The organism is Providencia sp. PROV223 (assembly GCF_028479245.1).
Lineage (GTDB): Bacteria > Pseudomonadota > Gammaproteobacteria > Enterobacterales > Enterobacteriaceae > Providencia > Providencia rettgeri.
The window spans coordinates 115,940-135,502 of the sequence record NZ_JAMPNG010000003.1 but is presented as its reverse complement, the minus strand read 5'-3'; the positions used below and the strand labels follow the sequence as shown (position 1 = coordinate 135,502).

The following is a 19,563-nucleotide window of genomic DNA, read 5'->3' as shown; positions in this document are numbered from 1 at the left end:
AATATTACAAATCAATTTATTGCTATTTTGCCTTCACTGGGCAAAACGCGTTCGCTCGCCTTGAATTTCTTTGCTTATTAAGCAATTTATCTGTGGGAGCTGAAATGTGTTTGCAGCCTAAAAGATGAAGGTAGCATCTTCCTTTTCTAAGAAACAGGTGAAAAATGAATACACACGTTTTTAAAGTGGCTCCTATTGCGACACTGGTAATTAGTGCGATTTTTACGGCATCAACATTAGCGAAAAATTAAGTTAATCAAAGCCCTATTTCTGAAAACTCAGTAATGATTGTGACGGCGCCTGTTGATTCGCCATTAACAATCACCACGTCGCCAAAGACACCAAGGCAGCCAGTCCCTGCAAGTGATGGTTCTGATTACCTCAAAACCATTCCTGGTTTTTCACAAATACGTAATGGTGGAACTAACGGTGATCCGGTTTTTCGTGGCATGTTCGGCTCTCGTTTGCGTATTTTAACCAATGATAGTGAAATGTTAGGTGCGTGTCCTTCTCGTATGGATGCGCCGACTTCTTATATTTCACCTGAAAACTTTGATGTACTGAATATGATTAAAGGCCCGCAAACTGTTTTATGGGGGCCAGGAAATTCTGCTGGAACAATCCGTTTTGAGCGCGAAAAGCCGCTATTTACTGAAGCGGGTATTAAAGGCAACGCAAGTGCCTTAACAGCATCTAATGAGCGTTGGGATGGCAATGCAGATATCAGTTTAGGTAATGAAACGGGGTATATTCGTGTCATTGGTAATAAATCACGTTCAAATGATTATAAAGATGGCAATGGTGATAAGGTTCCTTCGAAGTGGGATAAGTGGAATGCAGATATTGCTGTTGGCTGGACGCCTGATGAATACACATTATTAGAACTGACCGCCGGTAAAGGTGATGGGGAAGCTCGCTATGCGGGGAGAGGAATGGATGGGGCTCAATTTAAACGCGAAAGCTTAGGCTTGCGCTTTGAAAAGAGTAATATCGGCGAGGTATTTGATAAAATTGAGGCTAATATTTACTACAATTATGCCGACCATATTATGGATAACTACTCGCTTCGCTCTCCATCAGGCGGTGGAATGAGCGGTGGCCATATGGGGCATGGAGGCCACGGTATGATGAATATGCCAATGAAAATGCGTGTTGATCGCGAAACCATGGGTGGCCGTACCATGGGAACATGGTTGTGGAAAGATTATGAACTGCGTGCAGGGGCTGACATGCAGACCAATAAACACCGTAAAAACAATAATAATAGCTGGAAAAAAGATGCACAATTCCAAGACTATGGTGTTTTTAGTGAATTAACTTGGCATGCGACTGAACAAGGCAAAGTGGTCAGTGGAGCTCGTTTAGATCGCGTGATAGTTGAAAATAATACAGAAGTAGGTTCTTCAGGGCGTAATACGGTGATGCCAGCGGGCTTTGCGCGTTATGAGCATTCATTATCTGGCACGCCTATTATGCTATATGCAGGTGTCGGCTATACCGAACGCTTTCCGGATTATTGGGAGCTGTTCTCGCCTAAACTTGGCCCAGATGGTAGCAATAATGTGTTTGATAAGCTAAAAACAGAAAAAACGACTCAGTTAGATATTGGTGCTAAATATAGTCATGAAGATACCAATGCCTGGATTTCTGCTTATGTGGGGCATGTTGATGACTTTATTCTTTTCCGCTATAGCGCAACAAACCCAAGAATGAGTCAGGTTGAAAATGTGAATGCGTTAATCATGGGGGGCGAGCTCGGTGTAGCACAAAAACTCAGTGATGAATGGAAAGCAGATGCAAGCTTGGCTTATTCGTGGGGAGAAAATCGCACAGATGGAAAGGCATTACCGCAGATGCCACCGTTGGAAAGCCGTTTTGGCTTATCATGGGAAAAAGGCGATTGGACCACGACAGGTTTAGTACGCGTTGTTAGCCGCCAAAATCGCGTTGCTATAAACGATGGCAATGTGGTGGGTAAAGACTTTAGTAAAAGTGCAGGTTTTACGATTTTTTCATTAAATACAGCATATACAATTAATGAAAACATGAAGTTAAGCGCAGGCGTTGATAACCTGTTCGACAAAACCTACAGTGAGCACCTTAACTTAGCTGGAAATAGCGGTTTTGGTTATTCATCCAATGTGCCAGTAAATGAACCAGGAAGAAATTTCTGGGCAAAAATTAATGTGACATTTTAATTATTAGGTAAACAACCCGTACAGTTTCCGTATGGGTTGTTTGCTATTTATTAAATAATAACAGGAATATAGTAATTTAGCTCTTGAATAAAATTTCGTGAGTCATTCACGAACGCTTCATAAGAGGGCTTCGATTTCAGGACATATTGTTCTACATCTGGTCCTTCGCCACGGACGATGTCCATTTCAGCAAGTACCTTCCCATAAGCAGTATAAATAATATCATTGTAATCTATACCATGAAGGCTACTGGTTATCTTGATTTCTAAATAATTACCTGCAGGTAATTGTAAATGGGTTGTCTGGGGAAGTGCAATCTCTACATCTTGTTCATCTAGAGCCGTGGTATATAGGAAATGGCCTTCTGCATTCGCACTTTGGTCTACACCATGAATTGCATATAAATGCTGAGTGACATAAGGGTTTTTATCGAAAAAAGCTTTCCAATAGTATCGGCGTAGCTCATCCGTTTTTAGGTTCCACTCATTAATATCTTTAGTGTAACGATGTTTAGTGCCGAGTAAATTAATGGCTGGTAATTGAGTCAATTTAACTCGAACATTTAACTCTTTACTTTCTCGTAGAGGTAAACAGAACCCTTCAATCTTCCAACCTTCGCGTTTTCGATATTCAGAAGGCGTGAGATTAAATTGCTTTTTAAACGCGCGGCAAAAAGTTTGTTGTGAGTCAAAACGGTACCTCAGAGAAATATCCATTATGCTGTCATTTGTTAGTCGTAATGCGACAGCAGAACAAGAAAGGCGTCTTGCTCGGATATAGGAACCAAGCGCGAGCCCTGTTTGGTTCTTAAACAGGCGCTGAAAGTGCCATTTGGTGTATCCTGATTTATCGGCAACAGTATCTAGGGATAGGCGAGATTCTAAATTTTGTTCTATCCAGAGAATGATTTCCCTGATAACACTTTCTTGTAGCATGATTTTCCTTTCAGGTCTCTTTTACTTACCAAAAAAAAATAAGCCATAAAATACATCAAGGTTATGACAGGTAAGTATTCATAGGTGCTCGTAATATGATACCACGCCAACTGACAATTTTATTAAAAAGATGTGAAGTTAAGTAAGTTTTGGGGAGTAAAAAAGTAGGAATATTACCTAAATACACCTATTTAGAGTTTGTGTAATTTATCTAATTTTTACATATTGCAGTATGGACTGAAAGTAATGAACATGGCATAAATAGGGTGAAGTAATTTTATTTTTATCGAAAACAGCCTGTTGAAGTAATCTATTTTGGAGGCTCAATATAAGAGGTGTGTAATGTAAACCATTAATCTGAAAAGGTCATTTAGTATTATAAGCATAATATGAAATATTTTGCTTTATCGTCTAAATTTAATGTTGTAATTCCGACTAATAAATAAAAAAAAACGTCTTTTTTTATGATGTGAAAAAATTCAATTTATTATAATTATCTTCTGGAAACTTATTGATACGCATGAATACAAATTGTCACTAATTTCTTAAGGTTATAACATTAAATCAAGCAAGATAGTTTTATCTAACTGAAGAGCTAAGCTAGAATTTTAGTTAACTTGAAAATACAACTTTTAGTCGTCGACTGATAATAATGTAAATTTAACTATTGATAGTGAGATTAAATAATGTGACCAGCTTCACGAGTTAAATGTAATGATGAAAATCATCTAGCCTTTTTATATCAGTAAGTTAGCTAATGTTTTGGTTTTTTAAATCATAAATGAATGGTCTTTAAATGACTTATTTAATTAGGGTTTTATTATTTTAAGTCAATTTATAAATTTATGGTTGGTGATAATTTACGCGCCGGTTAATTATATTAATTTTAATATTTAGTAGAGGTTATTATGGGGAAAGAAAGTATTGCTAAAATGCTAGGGATAAAAATCCGAAAACAACGAGAAAACCATAAAATATCGATAGAAAGAATGGCGAGTTTAATCGGTGTAACAGAAGAAGAAATGAATCGATTTGAGACAGGAGAGAGTTGTATTGATGTTGATTCATTATTCCAATTTGCATACCTCTTCAATGTTGACCCGGCTTCTTTTTTATATGGGATTGTCAATGTAAATAGTGGAACGTGTAGGTTAATACACTGATTATAAGTAATTTGATTATGTTACATTAAATTTTAGAGTATTATTATATAACCCACTAATATAATAATGTGTTCTGTTTCTATCAGAATAATCTTTATATTTTATGGTAATCAAATATATCCATAGATATTTAACTGTTTTATTACTTTATCTGTTAGCTCATTAGCGCGGCTCCATTGATTAATCTTAGCTAATTTTGTATTACTACTGAGCCTTAAAACAAATTGGTCAAGTTGCTTTACAATGAAATTATCTTGATTAACCTCTTGATATTTTTCATTAAAAGAAAGTTTTTTCTCTACCTCATAGCGGTTATTGCACTGCTTCAATGATAGTTTGTCTGAGATCTTTCCTGTATTAAAAAAGATTTCAAATGAAACCAATAAACCGTTTTCTTGGCGTAAATTAATTATTAAGACGTCGCCATCGGCTCTTTGATTGAAGGGATGCGAGAACTGAATAGAAGGAAGTGAAAGGACAAAATCAGGCATTAGTGATAACAATAATTCTATGCTCTTTGTGATGGTGTTTCGTAATATATTGAATGGTAGTTGGTTTTCTGGCTCTACTATTCGGTGTGTTGTGATACGTAATAACCCTGTTTCGCTACCATGTTTAGGCATTAAAGATGCTTTTATTTGATTGAACTGGTTATCAGAGCTCAAAGGTTGGTTGTAGTCAATAAATACGTCATGGCGCATGGCTTGCTTTAATACTTCATTCAGTTCGCTTTCACTAAAGTTAGGGATATCATTCAATAGAACATCTTTTCCAGCAGTTACCGCTGTCTGAATAGCAAACTTTAGTAATTCATCACTACAAGTGGATGTCACTATGATGCAATCAACGTCATCATTGTTGATTAGCGCTTCTATTTTTTTCTTTTGGCACATGAAGTCAGTCATAGAAGGAAGAGATGGGGACAAATGGCAAATTGACTTTAGCTCACTATGATGGGTGCAGCATTTTATCGCATTTATATAAAGTTGGTTATAAGGTGCAGTGCCGATTAAACCAATACCAGAACGATTAATTGACGTGACAGAATGCTGTTCTTCAAGTAAACGCAGGTGGCCGAGTAAATAAAGAAAGTGTGTATTTAACATGCTTAGCCCTTATTCTTGGTTTATCTAACACGCGATATAATTCCAACATAACAGGGTGAAATAATAATTTCATTTTATTGTTATTTTAGAACTTGTATTTTCTGATGGGATTCACAAATTAAAGAAAAAGATGAAACTTAATTAGTATTCAATAATGACGTTTATGTTAATCAGGGAAAAGGTAGGAAGGGGCTCTGAATTAATGGAGGTGTTTAATTACAGAGCCGTATAACTAGACTAAGCTGCTGCCTTGACGATAGGCTAATGCAACGGTTAGTGATTGTGCTAAACATAAGGTGGCTGACTGCGAACGAAATGCATCTACTTGGGCTTCTTTGATAACAAAACAAACATCACTGAAACTTGCCAATGGGCTGATTTGACTATCAGTAATCACGATTTGCTGTGCACCCGCTTGAGCCGCTTTCTCACTTACCATGACAGTTTCCGAGGCGTAAGGTGTGAAACTGATTGAAATTACAACGTCGTTTTCACTGATCCGACTGATCTGCTCTTTGAACATTCCACCAAGACCATCAATAAGGACAGGGCGGCATTCCAAATGGCTAAGTGCGTAACTTAAATATGTTGCAACGCTGAATGAACGACGCAAACCGATAATGTAGATATTCTGTGCATTCGCTAAAAGTGATACGGCTTTTTCAATATCTTCAGCAGGGGTTCTGGCTGCCATTTGTTGTAACGCTTGGGCGTTAGAATGAGCGAACTCCTTCAAAATTTGTGAGGGGTCATCACTCAGTTCTTGGGAACCATCCATTTCACGAAACATACGGGCTCTATCTGTGTAGCTGGCCGTTTCTTCCACAAGGTTCATACGAAACAATTGTTTCATTTCATTAAACCCACTGAAATTAAAAGCATTTGCAAAGCGGATCAGCGTCGAAGGCGGAACCTTAGCTTCCTTTGCAATGACGGCAACGGTATCAAATGCCACACTATTCGTATTATCTAATACATAGCGTGCCACTTGCTGTAACCGTTTACTTAGTTCGTCATATCGTGAGCGAACTTGCTCTTGAAACTCATTTAAATTTGATGCACTTGACATATAACCTCCAGAATTTGGCTCTAATTGTAGTTGTTTTACAGCGTTAGTCGAATCTTTTTGAAACACTTAGTTCATATTTAAAAATTTTCTTTTTTTAGGATCGTGAAATAATTTGAATTTGGGATAATAAATTGAACAGCTTACATCAATTTGCTCTCTTATTTTCTTGATTGAAAGAAGGCCATGTTTAGCTCAATACAACGGCAAAATAGCCAATAAATAGGTGATGGACATAAGTTTAGGATTGGTATTTTTTTAGTCGCGATTAAAATTTCACAAAAACTTTGTCTAGATCACATAAATTGAATGTTATTTCAAATTTAGTTGTAAATGAAACAAATATTTCATATACATTGAGTAACAAGGTAACTCTGTCAGCTAAAGAGAGGCAACATGGAACAGATTCATAATTTCATTGGTGGTGAAATAGTATCCAGCAAAAGTGGGCGTTTTGCGCCTGTATTCAACCCGGCAACGGGGGAGCAAATTGCTCAAGTTGTACTCAGCAGTGCCGATGAAACAAAAAAAGCCATTGAGATTGCGAATAAAGCATTCCCTAAATGGTCAAAACTATCTCCCCTAAAACGTTCTCGGGTTTTATTCAAATTTAAAGCTTTACTTGAAGAGAATATGGATGAGCTGGCGCGTTTAATTTCAAGAGAACACGGTAAAGTTTTTTCTGATGCGGTAGGTGAATTAACCCGAGGTTTGGAAGTCGTTGAATTTGCATGCGGTATTCCTCACTTACAAAAAGGTGAGCACTCAGCCAATGTTGCTACAGGTGTTGATAGCCACTCATTAATGCAGCCTTTGGGTGTTTGTGCGGGGATCACGCCATTTAATTTTCCAGCAATGGTACCGATGTGGATGTTCCCAGTAGCTATTGCAACAGGTAATACCTTTGTTTTAAAACCATCAGAAAAAGATCCTTCATTAGCATTAGCATTAGCTAGATTATTAAAAGAAGCTGGCTTACCTGATGGCGTATTTAATGTTGTTCAAGGGGACAAAGAATCCGTTGATGTGCTCTTAACTGCACCAGAAGTTCAAGCCGTTAGTTTTGTTGGCTCAACGCCTATTGCTGAATATATTTACACGACGGCATCCGCTCATGGTAAGCGTTGCCAAGCACTTGGTGGAGCGAAAAACCATTGTATCTTAATGCCTGATGCAGACATGGGGCAGGCAGCTAATGCTATTATGGGCGCTGCGTTTGGTGCTGCAGGTGAACGTTGCATGGCATTATCCGTCGTCTTAGCTGTCGGTGATGAAACGGCAGATGCGCTCATTGCTAACCTGAAAGGCCAAATTGCCAAAATGTCCGTGGGTCCTGGTATTACTGACGGTAAAGAAAATGACATGGGACCTGTGATTTCCACGCAACATAAAGCCAAAATCTGTGACTATATTACCAGTGGCGAAAAACAAGGTGCGACGTTATTGGTCGATGGCCGTGACTTTAAAGTGAAAGGCTTCGAAAATGGTTATTTTGTAGGGCCAACATTATTTGATAATGTCACGCCTGAAATGGACATTTATCAAGAAGAAATTTTTGGGCCTGTATTAGCCGTAGTGCGAGTTCCAGACTTTGAAACGGGTTTGAAACTGATTAACCAACATGAATATGGTAATGGAACGGCTATTTTCACCCGTGATGGTGAAACAGCGCGCGAATTCCAAGAAAATGTTCAAGCGGGAATGGTCGGAATTAACATACCTATTCCAGTACCGATGGCATTCCACAGTTTTGGTGGTTGGAAACGGTCTATTTTTGGTCCATTAAATGTACATGGAAATGACGGTGTTCGTTTCTATACTCGCATGAAAACAGTCACTAGCCGTTGGCCTGCCAGTGTTCGCTTAGAGCACCATGAAAGTAGTTTCACAATGCCAACCATGGAATAAACGGAGACCCGTATGAATAAGCAGAAAATGACGACCGCTCAGGCGTTGGTTAAATTTTTAAACCAACAATACGTTGATGTTGATGGTGAGCAATATCCGTTTATTCAGGGAGTATTTACGATTTTTGGCCATGGTAATGTTGTGGGTTTAGGTCAGGCGCTTGAAGAAGCGCCTGGTCATCTACGCGTTTATCAAGGATGTAATGAGCAAGGTATGGCGCACATTGCGACGGGTTTTGCTAAACAAAAAAAACGTAAACAAATTTTTGCTGTGACATCTTCAGTCGGCCCCGGTGCCGCAAATATGATTACCGCAGCAGCAACGGCAACTGCCAATCGTATTCCATTATTATTGTTGCCAGGGGATACCTTTGCGACTCGTCAGCCCGACCCAGTACTGCAGCAAGTCGAACAATACGGTGATGGGACTATCAGTACTAATGATTGTTTTCGCCCGGTTTCACGTTATTGGGATAGGGTTTCACGGCCTGAACAACTGATGGCGGCGATGGTTAATGCCATGCGAGTGTTAACTGACCCTGCGGATACTGGCGCGGTAACCATTTGCCTACCTCAAGATGTTCAAGGCGAGGCGTGGGATTACCCCGATTATTTTTTCCAAAAACGCATCCATCGTATTGAACGTAGACCACCGACAACGGTGAGTATCGAAGAAGCCGTAAATTTAATTCGTGGCAAGAAAAAACCATTGCTCATCTGTGGTGGTGGGGTACGTTATTCCGAAGCTCACGACGCATTTTTGCAATTTGCGGAAGATTACCGTATTCCATTTGGCGAAACTCAAGCAGGTAAAAGTGCCATCGTTGCTAGTCATCCCTTGAATATGGGCGGAATTGGTACAACAGGTGGGTTAGCGGCAAATTTGTTGGCTAAAGAAACCGACTTAGTGATTGGTGTGGGGACTCGTTTTACGGATTTTACCACCGCCTCTAAGTCGTTATTTAGTCATCCGAATGTGATGTTCTTAAATATCAATGTTGCGGAGTTTGATGCAAGTAAGTTAGATGCATTGAAAGTGGTCGCAGATGCCAAAGAAGCGTTACAAGCACTGAGTGTAAAATTGAAAGATTCTCACTATGAAGCTCAGTGGGGGGATGAAATTCAGCAGGCTAAACAACAGTGGAAAAATGAGCTGGAGCGCTTGTTTAGTATACAGTATCGGCCATTAGATTTTGTCCCTGAAATTGCAGGCCATCTTGATGACAAGCTTGAAGAGTACCGTAAAACGCTTGGTACAGAATTGGCGCAAACACGGGTGCTAGGCTTGATGCAGCAATACATGGAAGACGATGCCATTATTGTCGGGGCTGCAGGTTCATTACCGGGTGATTTACAACGTATTTGGCTACCAAAACAACGGGATACATACCACCTTGAATATGGCTATTCATGCATGGGGTACGAAATTGCCGCTGCTGTTGGGGCTAAAATTGCTGCGCCAAAACAACCTGTTTATGCGATGGTCGGAGATGGCTCTTATTTAATGCTACACAGTGAGCTGCAAACTGCGATTCAGGAGAATATTAAGATCACCATCTTATTGTTTGATAACGCGGGATTCGGCTGTATTAATAATCTGCAGATGAGCCAAGGCATGGGAAGTTTTGGTACAGAGAACCGGCATCGAAACCCACAGACGGGGTTGATGGATGGGCCGTTAGTGAAGGTCGATTTTGCTAAAAACGCAGAAAGCTATGGCTGTAAAAGTTATCGGGTACATGATGAGGAACAATTGATTGCTGCACTGAAAGACGCGAAGTCCCATTCGGGCTGTGTATTGATTGATATTAAAGTACTTCCGAAAACAATGACCGATGGTTATGAAGCTTGGTGGCGCACAGGAACGGCTCAAGTTTCTAAAAAGCCTCAAATAGTTGCTTCCGCTGAAAAAATTAAAGAGATGGTTGAACATAAAGTTCGTCTTTATTAATCAACATATTGCGCTAGTGCCTTATAGTGTCAAAATAACTCGACGGTGTTTTACCGTCGAGGAATGTTTTTCGTTTTCTTAATGAGTCAGATGTGTAACTAAGTAGGGTAGTTACTGGAAACTTAGCAGGGATTGCTTTGGTTTTTATTTGCATAGTGGTTATCACTTGCCGTTCTATATTCGTCATACTTCAAGTTAAATGGGGATAGCGTTACGCTCATCGCCAACACAACTCGAATCATTTTGGATTATATACCCAGCTTTGGCTGGGTTTTTTTATGGTTTTTATAGTTTAAAAATTTATTTATTGAAATATATGTTTTATTGCGAGGTAGGGAAAGAACAAAAAAAGAAGTTATGGAAATTTAATATGCCAACAAACACAGACTTTATTGTTAAATGCTATTCGCTTGCATTGTCAATTTGTGATCTGAATAACACTAAAAATACACTTTAATATAACATTTGTTATCTAGAGCCCAAAAATATAATTTTCAAAAAATTATAAATTGAAATGAACGTTTTATTTGGTATATTCCGTAATATCCAAATAGTGGATTTAAGGTATCAAGGAGCATTTGAATGTTCAATATAGCACTATTCGGCGCAGGACGTATCGGACAGGTTCATGCTGTTAATATTGCCGGCCATAAAGAAACCAAACTTTATTCTGTCATCGACCCTTATCAACCGAATGCGGTTGCCTTGGCTGAAAAATACCAAGCAAAAGTACAGACGACAGAAGAAGCAATGCAAGACCCTAATATACAAGGGGTTTTAATCGCTTCAGCCACAGATACTCACGCTGATTTAATCGAACTCGCAGCCAAACATAAAAAAGTGATCTTCTGTGAAAAGCCTGTTCATCTTGATCTTGAGCGTGTGAAACAGTGTTTAAAAAGCGTGAAAGAACATAATGTTCCACTGTTTATTGGTTTTAATCGTCGCTATGACCCTCAATTTCGCCACTTGAAAAATTTATTCCAACAAGGCGCTATTGGTAAAGCAGAATCTTTAATTATCACGTCTCGTGATCCGTCACCACCACCTGCGGAATACGTCAAAGTCTCCGGTGGTATGTTCAGAGATATGACGATTCATGACTTTGATATGGCGCGCTTTATGATTGGCGAAGAGCCTTGCTCTGTCTACGCACAAGGCAGCAATGTTGTTGACCCTGCTATCGGCCAAGCAGGTGATATTGATACTGCATTTATTATCTTAAAATTTCCATCAGGCGCAATGGCGACCATCTCTAACAGCCGTCGTTCAGGTTACGGTTATGACCAACGCATTGAATTACATGGTGAAAAAGGCTTATTAACGGCAGGTAATATTAAAGAGAACAGTGTTGCGCTGTTAAGCGAAGTTGGATGTTTATCTGCCAAGCCAGAGTATTTCTTCTTACAACGTTACCATGAAGCATACCAAGCAGAGTGGCAGCATTTTGTTGATATCTTAGCAGGCCGTGCGGAATCTGAAACGACAGGTACCGATGGTGAATTGGCTTTATATCTTGCAGACAAAGCGCTGGAATCATTAAAAACGGGTAAAGAAGTTAAATTGTAATTAATGCGGTAATACTATTTAACTTAATTATAGACTTGCGGTTAAAAATGTATTTTTAGCCGCAATAGCAAATATATTCATTTATCAATGAGTATATAAAATACTGACCTTACTTTTATTTAATACTCTTTAGGCTTTCAATATTCTGAGATTAATTGAGGCTTTTTATAATCTTACTTTCTTTAATTTAACTGATGTATTTATCGTTTTAAATTCGCGAAAACTATTTTCAAAGAGTTTATCGATCAGGCCTAAAGCTAGCAAAGTAGCGATTCAAACCAGAGTGCCAGAAACTTATTTCATTATTTAACATTTAACATTAAACATTTATTTAAATATTGAAAAATTGTTTTTTTGGTAAGACATAATGATTCAAATAATAAGGTAATAATATGTCATTAATCATGAATCTCAATCAACAACAGAGAAAAAGGTTGCACCAAATAACCTTGGTTGCAACCTTTGGTGGATTACTATTTGGTTATGATACTGGTGTCATTAACGGTGCATTTTCATCACTGAAAGAAAACATGGGATTAACGCCAACCACGGAAGGGCTGGTAATGAGTGTCCTATTAGTGGGCGCGGCATTAGGCAGTGTTTGTGGTGGACGTGTAGCAGACTTTGTCGGGCGCCGTACTTATTTGCTTTACCTCTCATTTCTGTTTTTATTTGGGGCATTTTTATCTGCGGCGGCTCCAAACATTGAAGTTCTTCTTATTGCTCGGTTTATATTGGGGTTTGCGGTGGGCGGGGCTTCAGTGACAGCACCGACATTTATTTCGGAAGTGGCCCCGACTGAAATGCGGGGAAAACTTACCGGACTCAATGAAGTTGCTATTGTTATCGGGCAGCTAGCGGCATTTGCTATCAATGCGATTATCGGTTCTATTTGGGGTCATCTACCGGATGTCTGGCGTTATATGTTGTTAGTGCAGGCGGTACCTGCATTGTGCCTATTATTTGGTATGTGGAAAGCGCCTGAAAGCCCACGCTGGCTAATGAGTAAAAACCGTCGTGAAGAAGCGCTGAAAATTTTAAAGCAAATTCGCCCTGAAAAACGTGCTATTCAAGAATATGAAGATATCGTGACCTTATTAGATGTTGAAGCTGCGGAAGCTAAACGTCATCCGAATGCCAATAAACAAAATTTAGCCTTAATTTTTAATACGCCTTGGATTTTTAAATTGGTATTAATTGGGATGGTGTGGGCGGCATTACAGCAAACGACTGGGGTTAACGTTATTATGTATTATGGTACAGAAATTCTCAAAACAGCGGGTTTTTCTGAACAAACTTCTTTAGTTTTCAACGTATTAAATGGTGTTTTTTCTGTTGGTGGTATGGTGATAGGGGTACTATTCCTTGTTGACCGATTTAAACGTAAGACACTGATTGTTGGTGGTTTTGCTCTAATGGCATCGTTACACTTATTAATTGCAGCAACAGACTACTTCTTAACCGGGGATGTTAAAGCAACATTAATTTGGTTACTTGGCGCGGTGTTTGTTGGGGTTATGCAAGGAACAATGGGCTTTTTAACTTGGGTAGTACTTGCAGAGCTATTTCCACTTAAAATCCGCGGGTTATCTATGGGGATCTCAGTCTTCTTTATGTGGATTATGAATGCGATTGTGAGTTATTTATTCCCTGTATTACAAGCAGAACTTGGTTTAGGTCCAGTATTCTTAATTTTTGCGGTAATAAACTACTTAGCTATCGTTTTTGTGGTGAAGTTATTACCAGAAACATCAAACAAATCATTAGAACAACTAGAAGAAGAGCTCTCATCAATGTAATTATTACTTATTGGTGGTGTGAATATACCTAATTAACTTAATCGAGGGTTGGATATGATAGAACAACTAACCACAAGTAATTTGCATTTAGGTTGTCAGGCAAGAAATAAAGCTGAAGTACTCAAAATGGTGGGTACGGAATTTAAAAATAAAGGTTATGTTGATAGGGATTGTGTGCATTTCTTAACGGAAAGGGAACAACAAATATCAACATTCTTGGGGAATGGCATTACGTTGCCTCATCTACCTAAGTCCGCCAATGATATTATCTTGCATACCGGTGTTGAAATTTTTCAATTTCCTGACGGGGTGATATGGGACCGAACCAATGTGATGTTTATCGCAATAGGTGTGATTGCAAAATCAAGGGAACACATTGATGTACTTAGGGAAATTGCACTGATTTTCAGTGATGAGTTTATTGCCAATGCATTGTCTTTGACGTCAAGTAAAGAAGAATTTTTAAGCATTCTTCATCGCTAGCTTTGGGTTTTGAAGCGAGTATGGGATCTTTACCTGATCCCATACTCAATAAATTTCATCTTTGGTTATTCTATTTCATTTCATTCCAGGTTATTACCTCTTTATTGTTTTCATCCTCTCTGAAATTAATAATTATTTTCTTATATATTAGCTAATTACATTAAAAGTTAACGTTGGATCACATAATGAAATTAATATTCCTAATAATATTGATAATGAAACGAATGTTCCGTATAACATGATTATTGAAATAAAAATCTGGAACAAGTATTAGGCCAGCCATTGTGTTACAGAAAATGAGCGAGAGGTAGAACAGATGAAAGAGATCCGTATCGGGATGATAGGTACTGGCTATATAGGACGAGCTCATGCCATTGCTTATGCACAAGCAGCAACCGTTTTTCCATTACAGGGAAAATTGGTTCGTGAAATGATAGCAGAAATTACCCCTGAGTTAGCACAGACCCGAGCTCAGGAAATGGGATTTAATCGTGCAACCGATGACTGGCGAAAATTAGTTGCAGATCCAAATATTGACGTGGTGGATATCTGTTCGCCTAATTTCCTGCACAAAGAAATGGCAATGGAGGCAATTAAGCACGGTAAACACGTTTATTGCGAAAAACCATTAGCGCTCAATTCTGAAGATGCCAAAGAAATGGTCGAAGCGGCTAAAAAGGCGGGAGTCTTAACGTTAGTGGGGTTCAATTATATGAAAAACCCTACCTCTCAGCTAGCCAAAGAAATCATTGCAAATGGTGAAATTGGAGAAGTTATCCATTTTTATGGCACCCATAATGAAGATTATATGGCTGACCCTAGCGCGCCGATTCACTGGCATTGCTTTAAAGAAAAAGCTGGCCTAGGTGCCCTGGGTGATTTATCTGCACATATTATTAATATGGCGCAATTCCTCGTAGGGGATATTGAAACCGTTTGTGGTGATATGGAAATTGTCATTAAACAGCGTCCAGAAAAAGCGGGTTCAGCCGTTATGGTTACGGTTGAAAATGAAGATCAGGCGCATGCCATGGTGCGTTTTGCTGGTGGCGCAATGGGTGTCATAGAAACTTCACGAATCGCAGCTGGCCGTAAAATGGGGCTAACTTATGTGGTGACTGGCACCAAAGGAACACTGTCTTTCACCCAAGAAAGAATGGCAGAGCTAAAGCTCTATCGTCATGATGAACCTAGCAATCGTCAAGGTTTTAAAACCATTTTTGTGGGGCCAGAGCACCCGGATTATGCGCCATTTTGTAATGGTGCAGGCCATGGTATTGGCTTTAATGACCAAAAAACAGTTGAAGTGCGTGATTTAATTGATGGCGTTGCAACAGGGCAGCCAATGTGGCCTGATTTTGAAGAGGGCTGGAAAGTATCACGAATATTAGACGCGATAGCACGTTCATATGATGAACAACGTTGGGTTAACGTTAAAGAAATCAATTAATTCTGTTGTAGTTAAGGGGTAATTAATGGATAAGCAGAAGAAGTTAGATGTTATCTGTATGGGCCGTATTGCCGTTGACCTGTACGGACAACAGATAGGTTCTCGTTTAGAAGATGTGAGTTCGTTTGCCAAATATTTAGGCGGCTCTTCTGGAAACGTGGCATTCGGCACTGCAATACAAGGATTAAAATCGTCAATGCTTGCCCGTGTGGGGGATGAGCACATGGGACGCTTTTTACGTGAGGAATTACAGCGGGTAGGCTGTGATACCAGCCATCTTATTACAGACAAAGACAGATTAACGGCATTAGTTATCTTAGGGATCAAAGATCAGGATACTTTCCCATTAATTTTCTATCGTGATAACTGTGCAGATATGGCGATTACGCCAAATGATTTTACGGAAGAATATATTGCATCCGCGCGTTGCTTGGCAATTACAGGAACGCATTTATCTAATCCGAAAACCCGCGCGGCGGTATTGAAAGCATTGGAATATGCTAAACGTAATAACGTCAAAACAGCCATTGATATCGATTATCGCCCAGTCTTATGGGGGTTAACGTCTCTCGGTGATGGTGAAACGCGTTTTATTGCGTCTGATAGCGTGACTGCGCAGCTACAAGAAGTATTATCGCAGTTTGACCTGATTGTAGGTACCGAAGAAGAGTTCCACATTGCTGGTGGCACAACGGATACCGTTCAAGCCCTTAAAAATATCCGTCAATTAACGGATGCAGAACTAGTATGCAAGCGTGGCTCTCTTGGCTGCTCCGTATTTAGCGGTGCAATCCCCGAAACCTTGGACGAAGGGATCACTGTTCATGGTGTCAGAGTTGAAGTACTTAACGTATTAGGTGCTGGCGATGCATTTATGTCTGGTCTACTACGCGGTTATTTAAACGGTGATGGTTGGGAAAAAGCCTGTGCTTATGCGAACGCTTGTGGGGCTTTAGTGGTTTCTCGCCATGGCTGTGCGCCTGCAATGCCAACAAAAATCGAGTTAGATAATTACCTTGAACGTGCTGTGGCAGTACCACGTCCAGATCTCGATCCTATACTCAACCATCTGCATCGAGTGACTTCACGTCGCACACAGTGGAATGAGCTCTGTGTTATGGCATTCGACCATCGCATCCAATTTGTTGATATGGCTCGTAATGCTGGTGCTGATATTTCTTGTATTCCTTATCTGAAGAAATTGATTTTCCGTGCCAGTAGTGAAGTGGCGCAAGAAGCAAATTTACAAGGTAAAGCAGGGCTACTTTGCGACAGTACCTTTGGCCAAGACGTATTGAATGACGTGACTGGTCGTGGTTGGTGGATAGGCCGTCCAATTGAGCTACCGGCATCAAGACCATTGTGCTTAGAACATGGCAATATCGGTTCTCAGCTGATCAGTTGGCCAAAAGAGCATATTGTGAAATGTTTGGTATTTTTCCATCCAGAAGACAACCATCCCCTGCGTTTAGAGCAAGAAAAAACAGTTCAAGAAGTTTACAGCGCTTGCTGCCAATCAGGTCATGAATTATTGCTTGAAGTGATATTACCCGCAGATATGGAACGCAATGATGAGCTGTATTTACGCGCAATCAAACGCTTCTATAACTTAGGTATCAAGCCTGATTGGTGGAAATTACCACCACTACAAGCAGAAAATTGGGATGCGGTTGACCGATTGATTCAAGAGCGTGACCCATATTGCCGCGGTGTCGTACTCTTAGGGCTTGATGCGCCACAAGCTGAGTTACAAGCGGGTTTTAATGCCGCAGCTGGAAAATCCATCGTCAAAGGATTTGCTGTTGGTCGTACCTTATTTGGTAAGCCTTCGTTGGAGTGGATGAAAGGTGAAATCAATGACGATGAGCTGGTTCAGAAAATCAAAACTAATTACTTAAACCTGATAGCCCTATGGCGTCAGCGTAAATAATATTACTTTTACCTACACAGGAGCTTCATCATGGCAATCCAACTTGGTATTAACCCGTTGACATGGACGAATGATGATTTACCCACTTTAGGGGCAGAAACATCTCTAGAAACATGTTTAACTGAAGGCCGTCAAGCAGGTTTCGCTGGTTTTGAATTAGGTAATAAATTTCCACGCAAAGCGGAGATTCTAGGGCCGATTTTAAAACAGCATGACTTACAACTGGTTTCAGGCTGGTATTCGGGAGAACTATTATCTCGCAGCGTGGAAGAAGAAATTGAAGCGGTACAAGGGCACTTAGCGTTACTGCGTGATTTAGGCGCTAAAGTGATGGTGTTTGCAGAAGTGACCAACTGTATTCATGGCGACCAAAACAAACCTGTTCATATGCGTCCATTGTTCCCAGCCGATAAATGGGAAGAATACGGTGAGAAACTGACCGAATTCGCGAAATATACCTTATCTCAAGGCGTGAAAATCGCCTATCACCACCATATGGGAACCGTGATTGAGTCAGCAGAAGATGTTGATAACCTAATGAAGCACACGGGCGATGAGGTCGGTTTATTGCTAGATACTGGCCACTTAACCTTTGCTGGCGCAGACCCGGTTGAAGTGGCTAAACGTTGGGCAAAACGGATCAATCACGTACATTGCAAAGATGTCCGTGCAGATGTCCTAAAAGATGTTAAAAACCGTAAAACCAGCTTCTTAGATGCCGTATTAGCCGGTGTGTTCACGGTACCGGGTGATGGTTGCGTTAACTATCCTGACGTGTTTAAGGTATTGAAAAATAGCCAATATGAAAATGGCTGGCTGGTGGTTGAAGCAGAGCAAGACCCTGCGATTGCGCATCCATTAACTTATGCCACATTGGGTTACAACAATTTGTCTAAGTTTGCTAAGGATGCGGGTTTAATCTAAATCGTCGTCATATTTCAGTCTGTGGCGTTGTTGGCTTCGCTTACCCCCCCTAGTCACATACTTGTGTATGCTCCTAGGGATTGGTGCGCTAGCCGCCTAGCCACAAACTGAACTATTTGATTGATGAAACGGTTAGTGACTAAAAAGAATTGCCTATCTAGAATCTAAAAAGTGTCAGAGGAAAGTTATGTCAAAATTATTGTCGAAATACCATGCTCCAGATGCACATAAGCGTACTCAGCATATCACTCCACAAATCGCTAACTGGGGTTATGTTCACTTTGATGTTTACGAATTAAAACAAGGTGAGTCTATTTCCTTACCTGCTTCTGAAAATGAAATGTGCTTAGTCTTAGTAGCAGGTAAAGCGACGATTAAAACAACTAATCAAACGTTTGAAAACATTGGCGACCGAATGGATCCTTTCGAACGTAAAAAACCCTATGCTGTGTATGTGACAGCCCAAGAGTTTGCTGAGGTCATCGCAGATACCGATCTTGAATTGGCCGTTTGCAGTGCTAAAGGAAAGGGCACCTATCCAACACGTTTAATTGGTCCAGATGATATTGGTGCAGAGCAACGTGGCCATGGTTATAACAAGCGCTACGTGCATAATATTTTACCGGATGATAAAGCCGCTGATAGCTTATTAGTCGTGGAGGTCTTTACAGATGAAGGCTGCACCAGCTCTTATCCAAGCCATAAACATGACACCGATAATGAACCCAATGAAACTTATCTAGAAGAAACCTATTATCATCGTTTAAATCCATCTCAAGGTTTTTGTATGCAGCGTGTTTACACTGACGACCGCGAGTTAGATGAGTGCATGGCGGTATATAACAAAGATGTTGTTATGGTACCAAAAGGGTATCACCCAATGGCGACAGTGGCTGGCTATGATAACTATTACCTTAATGTGATGGCGGGACCAACACGTAAATGGTTATTTACATGGGAAAAAGACCATAACTGGGTGAACAGCGAAATCTATGCAGCGAAACATCGTGAAAAGTAAGTTAAAAACAGCAATATGTGAATGAATTAAGTTCTGTTATCTATCTTTGCCGGTAACTATTTAC

At 40.0% G+C, this 19,563-nt stretch carries 13 protein-coding genes and 1 pseudogene; 11 read left to right on the top strand and 3 right to left on the bottom strand.

What is annotated here, in order from left to right; genetic code table 11:
* The first annotated feature begins 164 nt into the window (after window positions 1–164).
* Window positions 165–2,198, top strand: a pseudogene (locus PR767_RS05590) (TonB-dependent copper receptor).
* 50 nt (window positions 2,199–2,248) lie between these two features.
* Here PR767_RS05590 and PR767_RS05585 read toward each other — a convergent pair.
* A complete protein-coding gene (locus PR767_RS05585) occupies window positions 2,249–3,133 on the bottom strand; it encodes a helix-turn-helix domain-containing protein (protein ID WP_004913323.1) in 885 nt (294 codons plus the stop codon).
* Between the two features lie 908 nt (window positions 3,134–4,041).
* On the opposite strand from PR767_RS05585, the gene PR767_RS05580 reads away from it, so the two are divergent.
* Window positions 4,042–4,296 (top strand): helix-turn-helix domain-containing protein, encoded by a 255-nt coding sequence (locus PR767_RS05580; protein ID WP_004913320.1) that lies wholly within the window; start codon window positions 4,042–4,044, stop codon window positions 4,294–4,296.
* Window positions 4,297–4,406: 110 nt separating this feature from the next.
* Here PR767_RS05580 and PR767_RS05575 read toward each other — a convergent pair whose 3' ends face one another.
* Window positions 4,407–5,402, bottom strand: a complete 996-nt coding sequence (locus PR767_RS05575) for a hypothetical protein (protein ID WP_004913317.1) — start codon at window positions 5,400–5,402, stop codon at window positions 4,407–4,409.
* A gap of 232 nt (window positions 5,403–5,634) precedes the next feature.
* Complete coding sequence (locus tag PR767_RS05570) at window positions 5,635–6,471, bottom strand: MurR/RpiR family transcriptional regulator (RefSeq protein ID WP_004913314.1); 837 nt, start codon at window positions 6,469–6,471, stop codon at window positions 5,635–5,637.
* A gap of 393 nt (window positions 6,472–6,864) precedes the next feature.
* Here PR767_RS05570 and PR767_RS05565 point away from each other — a divergent pair, with 393 nt between their 5' ends.
* From PR767_RS05565 to iolB, 9 genes are all read left to right on the top strand, one after another.
* Window positions 6,865–8,376: a CoA-acylating methylmalonate-semialdehyde dehydrogenase gene (locus PR767_RS05565; RefSeq protein ID WP_004913311.1), complete on the top strand. Its 1,512-nt coding sequence runs from the start codon at window positions 6,865–6,867 to the stop codon at window positions 8,374–8,376.
* Window positions 8,377–8,388: 12 nt separating this feature from the next.
* Window positions 8,389–10,326, top strand: coding sequence for a 3D-(3,5/4)-trihydroxycyclohexane-1,2-dione acylhydrolase (decyclizing) (iolD, locus tag PR767_RS05560; RefSeq protein ID WP_110732113.1), 1,938 nt, complete (start codon window positions 8,389–8,391; stop codon window positions 10,324–10,326).
* A gap of 582 nt (window positions 10,327–10,908) precedes the next feature.
* Window positions 10,909–11,895, top strand: a complete 987-nt coding sequence (gene iolG / locus PR767_RS05555; protein ID WP_004262138.1) for an inositol 2-dehydrogenase — start codon at window positions 10,909–10,911, stop codon at window positions 11,893–11,895.
* Window positions 11,896–12,287: 392 nt separating this feature from the next.
* The gene (locus PR767_RS05550; protein ID WP_004913304.1) at window positions 12,288–13,694 is read left to right on the top strand and encodes a sugar porter family MFS transporter; all 1,407 of its coding nucleotides are present in this window, start codon (window positions 12,288–12,290) and stop codon (window positions 13,692–13,694) included.
* A gap of 54 nt (window positions 13,695–13,748) precedes the next feature.
* Entirely contained in the window at window positions 13,749–14,177 is a 429-nt protein-coding gene (locus PR767_RS05545; protein WP_004262128.1) for a PTS sugar transporter subunit IIA, read from the top strand.
* A 316-nt stretch (window positions 14,178–14,493) separates the two neighbouring features.
* Window positions 14,494–15,627, top strand: a complete 1,134-nt coding sequence (locus tag PR767_RS05540) for a Gfo/Idh/MocA family protein (protein ID WP_004913299.1) — start codon at window positions 14,494–14,496, stop codon at window positions 15,625–15,627.
* A 25-nt stretch (window positions 15,628–15,652) separates the two neighbouring features.
* Entirely contained in the window at window positions 15,653–17,557 is a 1,905-nt protein-coding gene (locus tag PR767_RS05535) for a bifunctional 5-dehydro-2-deoxygluconokinase/5-dehydro-2-deoxyphosphogluconate aldolase (protein ID WP_272519995.1), read from the top strand.
* Window positions 17,558–17,587: 30 nt separating this feature from the next.
* Window positions 17,588–18,481, top strand: coding sequence for a myo-inosose-2 dehydratase (gene iolE / locus PR767_RS05530; protein WP_272519994.1), 894 nt, complete (start codon window positions 17,588–17,590; stop codon window positions 18,479–18,481).
* A 187-nt stretch (window positions 18,482–18,668) separates the two neighbouring features.
* Window positions 18,669–19,499: a 5-deoxy-glucuronate isomerase gene (gene iolB / locus PR767_RS05525; protein ID WP_004913292.1), complete on the top strand. Its 831-nt coding sequence runs from the start codon at window positions 18,669–18,671 to the stop codon at window positions 19,497–19,499.
* The last annotated feature ends 64 nt before the right edge of the window (window positions 19,500–19,563 follow it).

Coding starts and splice junctions, on each gene's coding strand:
- PR767_RS05545 (WP_004262128.1), top strand. CDS start 13,749: ATGATAGAACAACTAACCACAAGTAATTTGCATTTAGGTTGTCAGGCA.
- iolD (WP_110732113.1), top strand. CDS start 8,389: ATGAATAAGCAGAAAATGACGACCGCTCAGGCGTTGGTTAAATTTTTA.
- PR767_RS05540 (WP_004913299.1), top strand. CDS start 14,494: ATGAAAGAGATCCGTATCGGGATGATAGGTACTGGCTATATAGGACGA.
- PR767_RS05575 (WP_004913317.1), bottom strand. CDS start 5,402: ATGTTAAATACACACTTTCTTTATTTACTCGGCCACCTGCGTTTACTT.
- PR767_RS05570 (WP_004913314.1), bottom strand. CDS start 6,471: ATGTCAAGTGCATCAAATTTAAATGAGTTTCAAGAGCAAGTTCGCTCA.
- iolB (WP_004913292.1), top strand. CDS start 18,669: ATGTCAAAATTATTGTCGAAATACCATGCTCCAGATGCACATAAGCGT.
- iolE (WP_272519994.1), top strand. CDS start 17,588: ATGGCAATCCAACTTGGTATTAACCCGTTGACATGGACGAATGATGAT.
- PR767_RS05550 (WP_004913304.1), top strand. CDS start 12,288: ATGTCATTAATCATGAATCTCAATCAACAACAGAGAAAAAGGTTGCAC.
- iolG (WP_004262138.1), top strand. CDS start 10,909: ATGTTCAATATAGCACTATTCGGCGCAGGACGTATCGGACAGGTTCAT.
- PR767_RS05535 (WP_272519995.1), top strand. CDS start 15,653: ATGGATAAGCAGAAGAAGTTAGATGTTATCTGTATGGGCCGTATTGCC.
- PR767_RS05585 (WP_004913323.1), bottom strand. CDS start 3,133: ATGCTACAAGAAAGTGTTATCAGGGAAATCATTCTCTGGATAGAACAA.
- PR767_RS05565 (WP_004913311.1), top strand. CDS start 6,865: ATGGAACAGATTCATAATTTCATTGGTGGTGAAATAGTATCCAGCAAA.
- PR767_RS05580 (WP_004913320.1), top strand. CDS start 4,042: ATGGGGAAAGAAAGTATTGCTAAAATGCTAGGGATAAAAATCCGAAAA.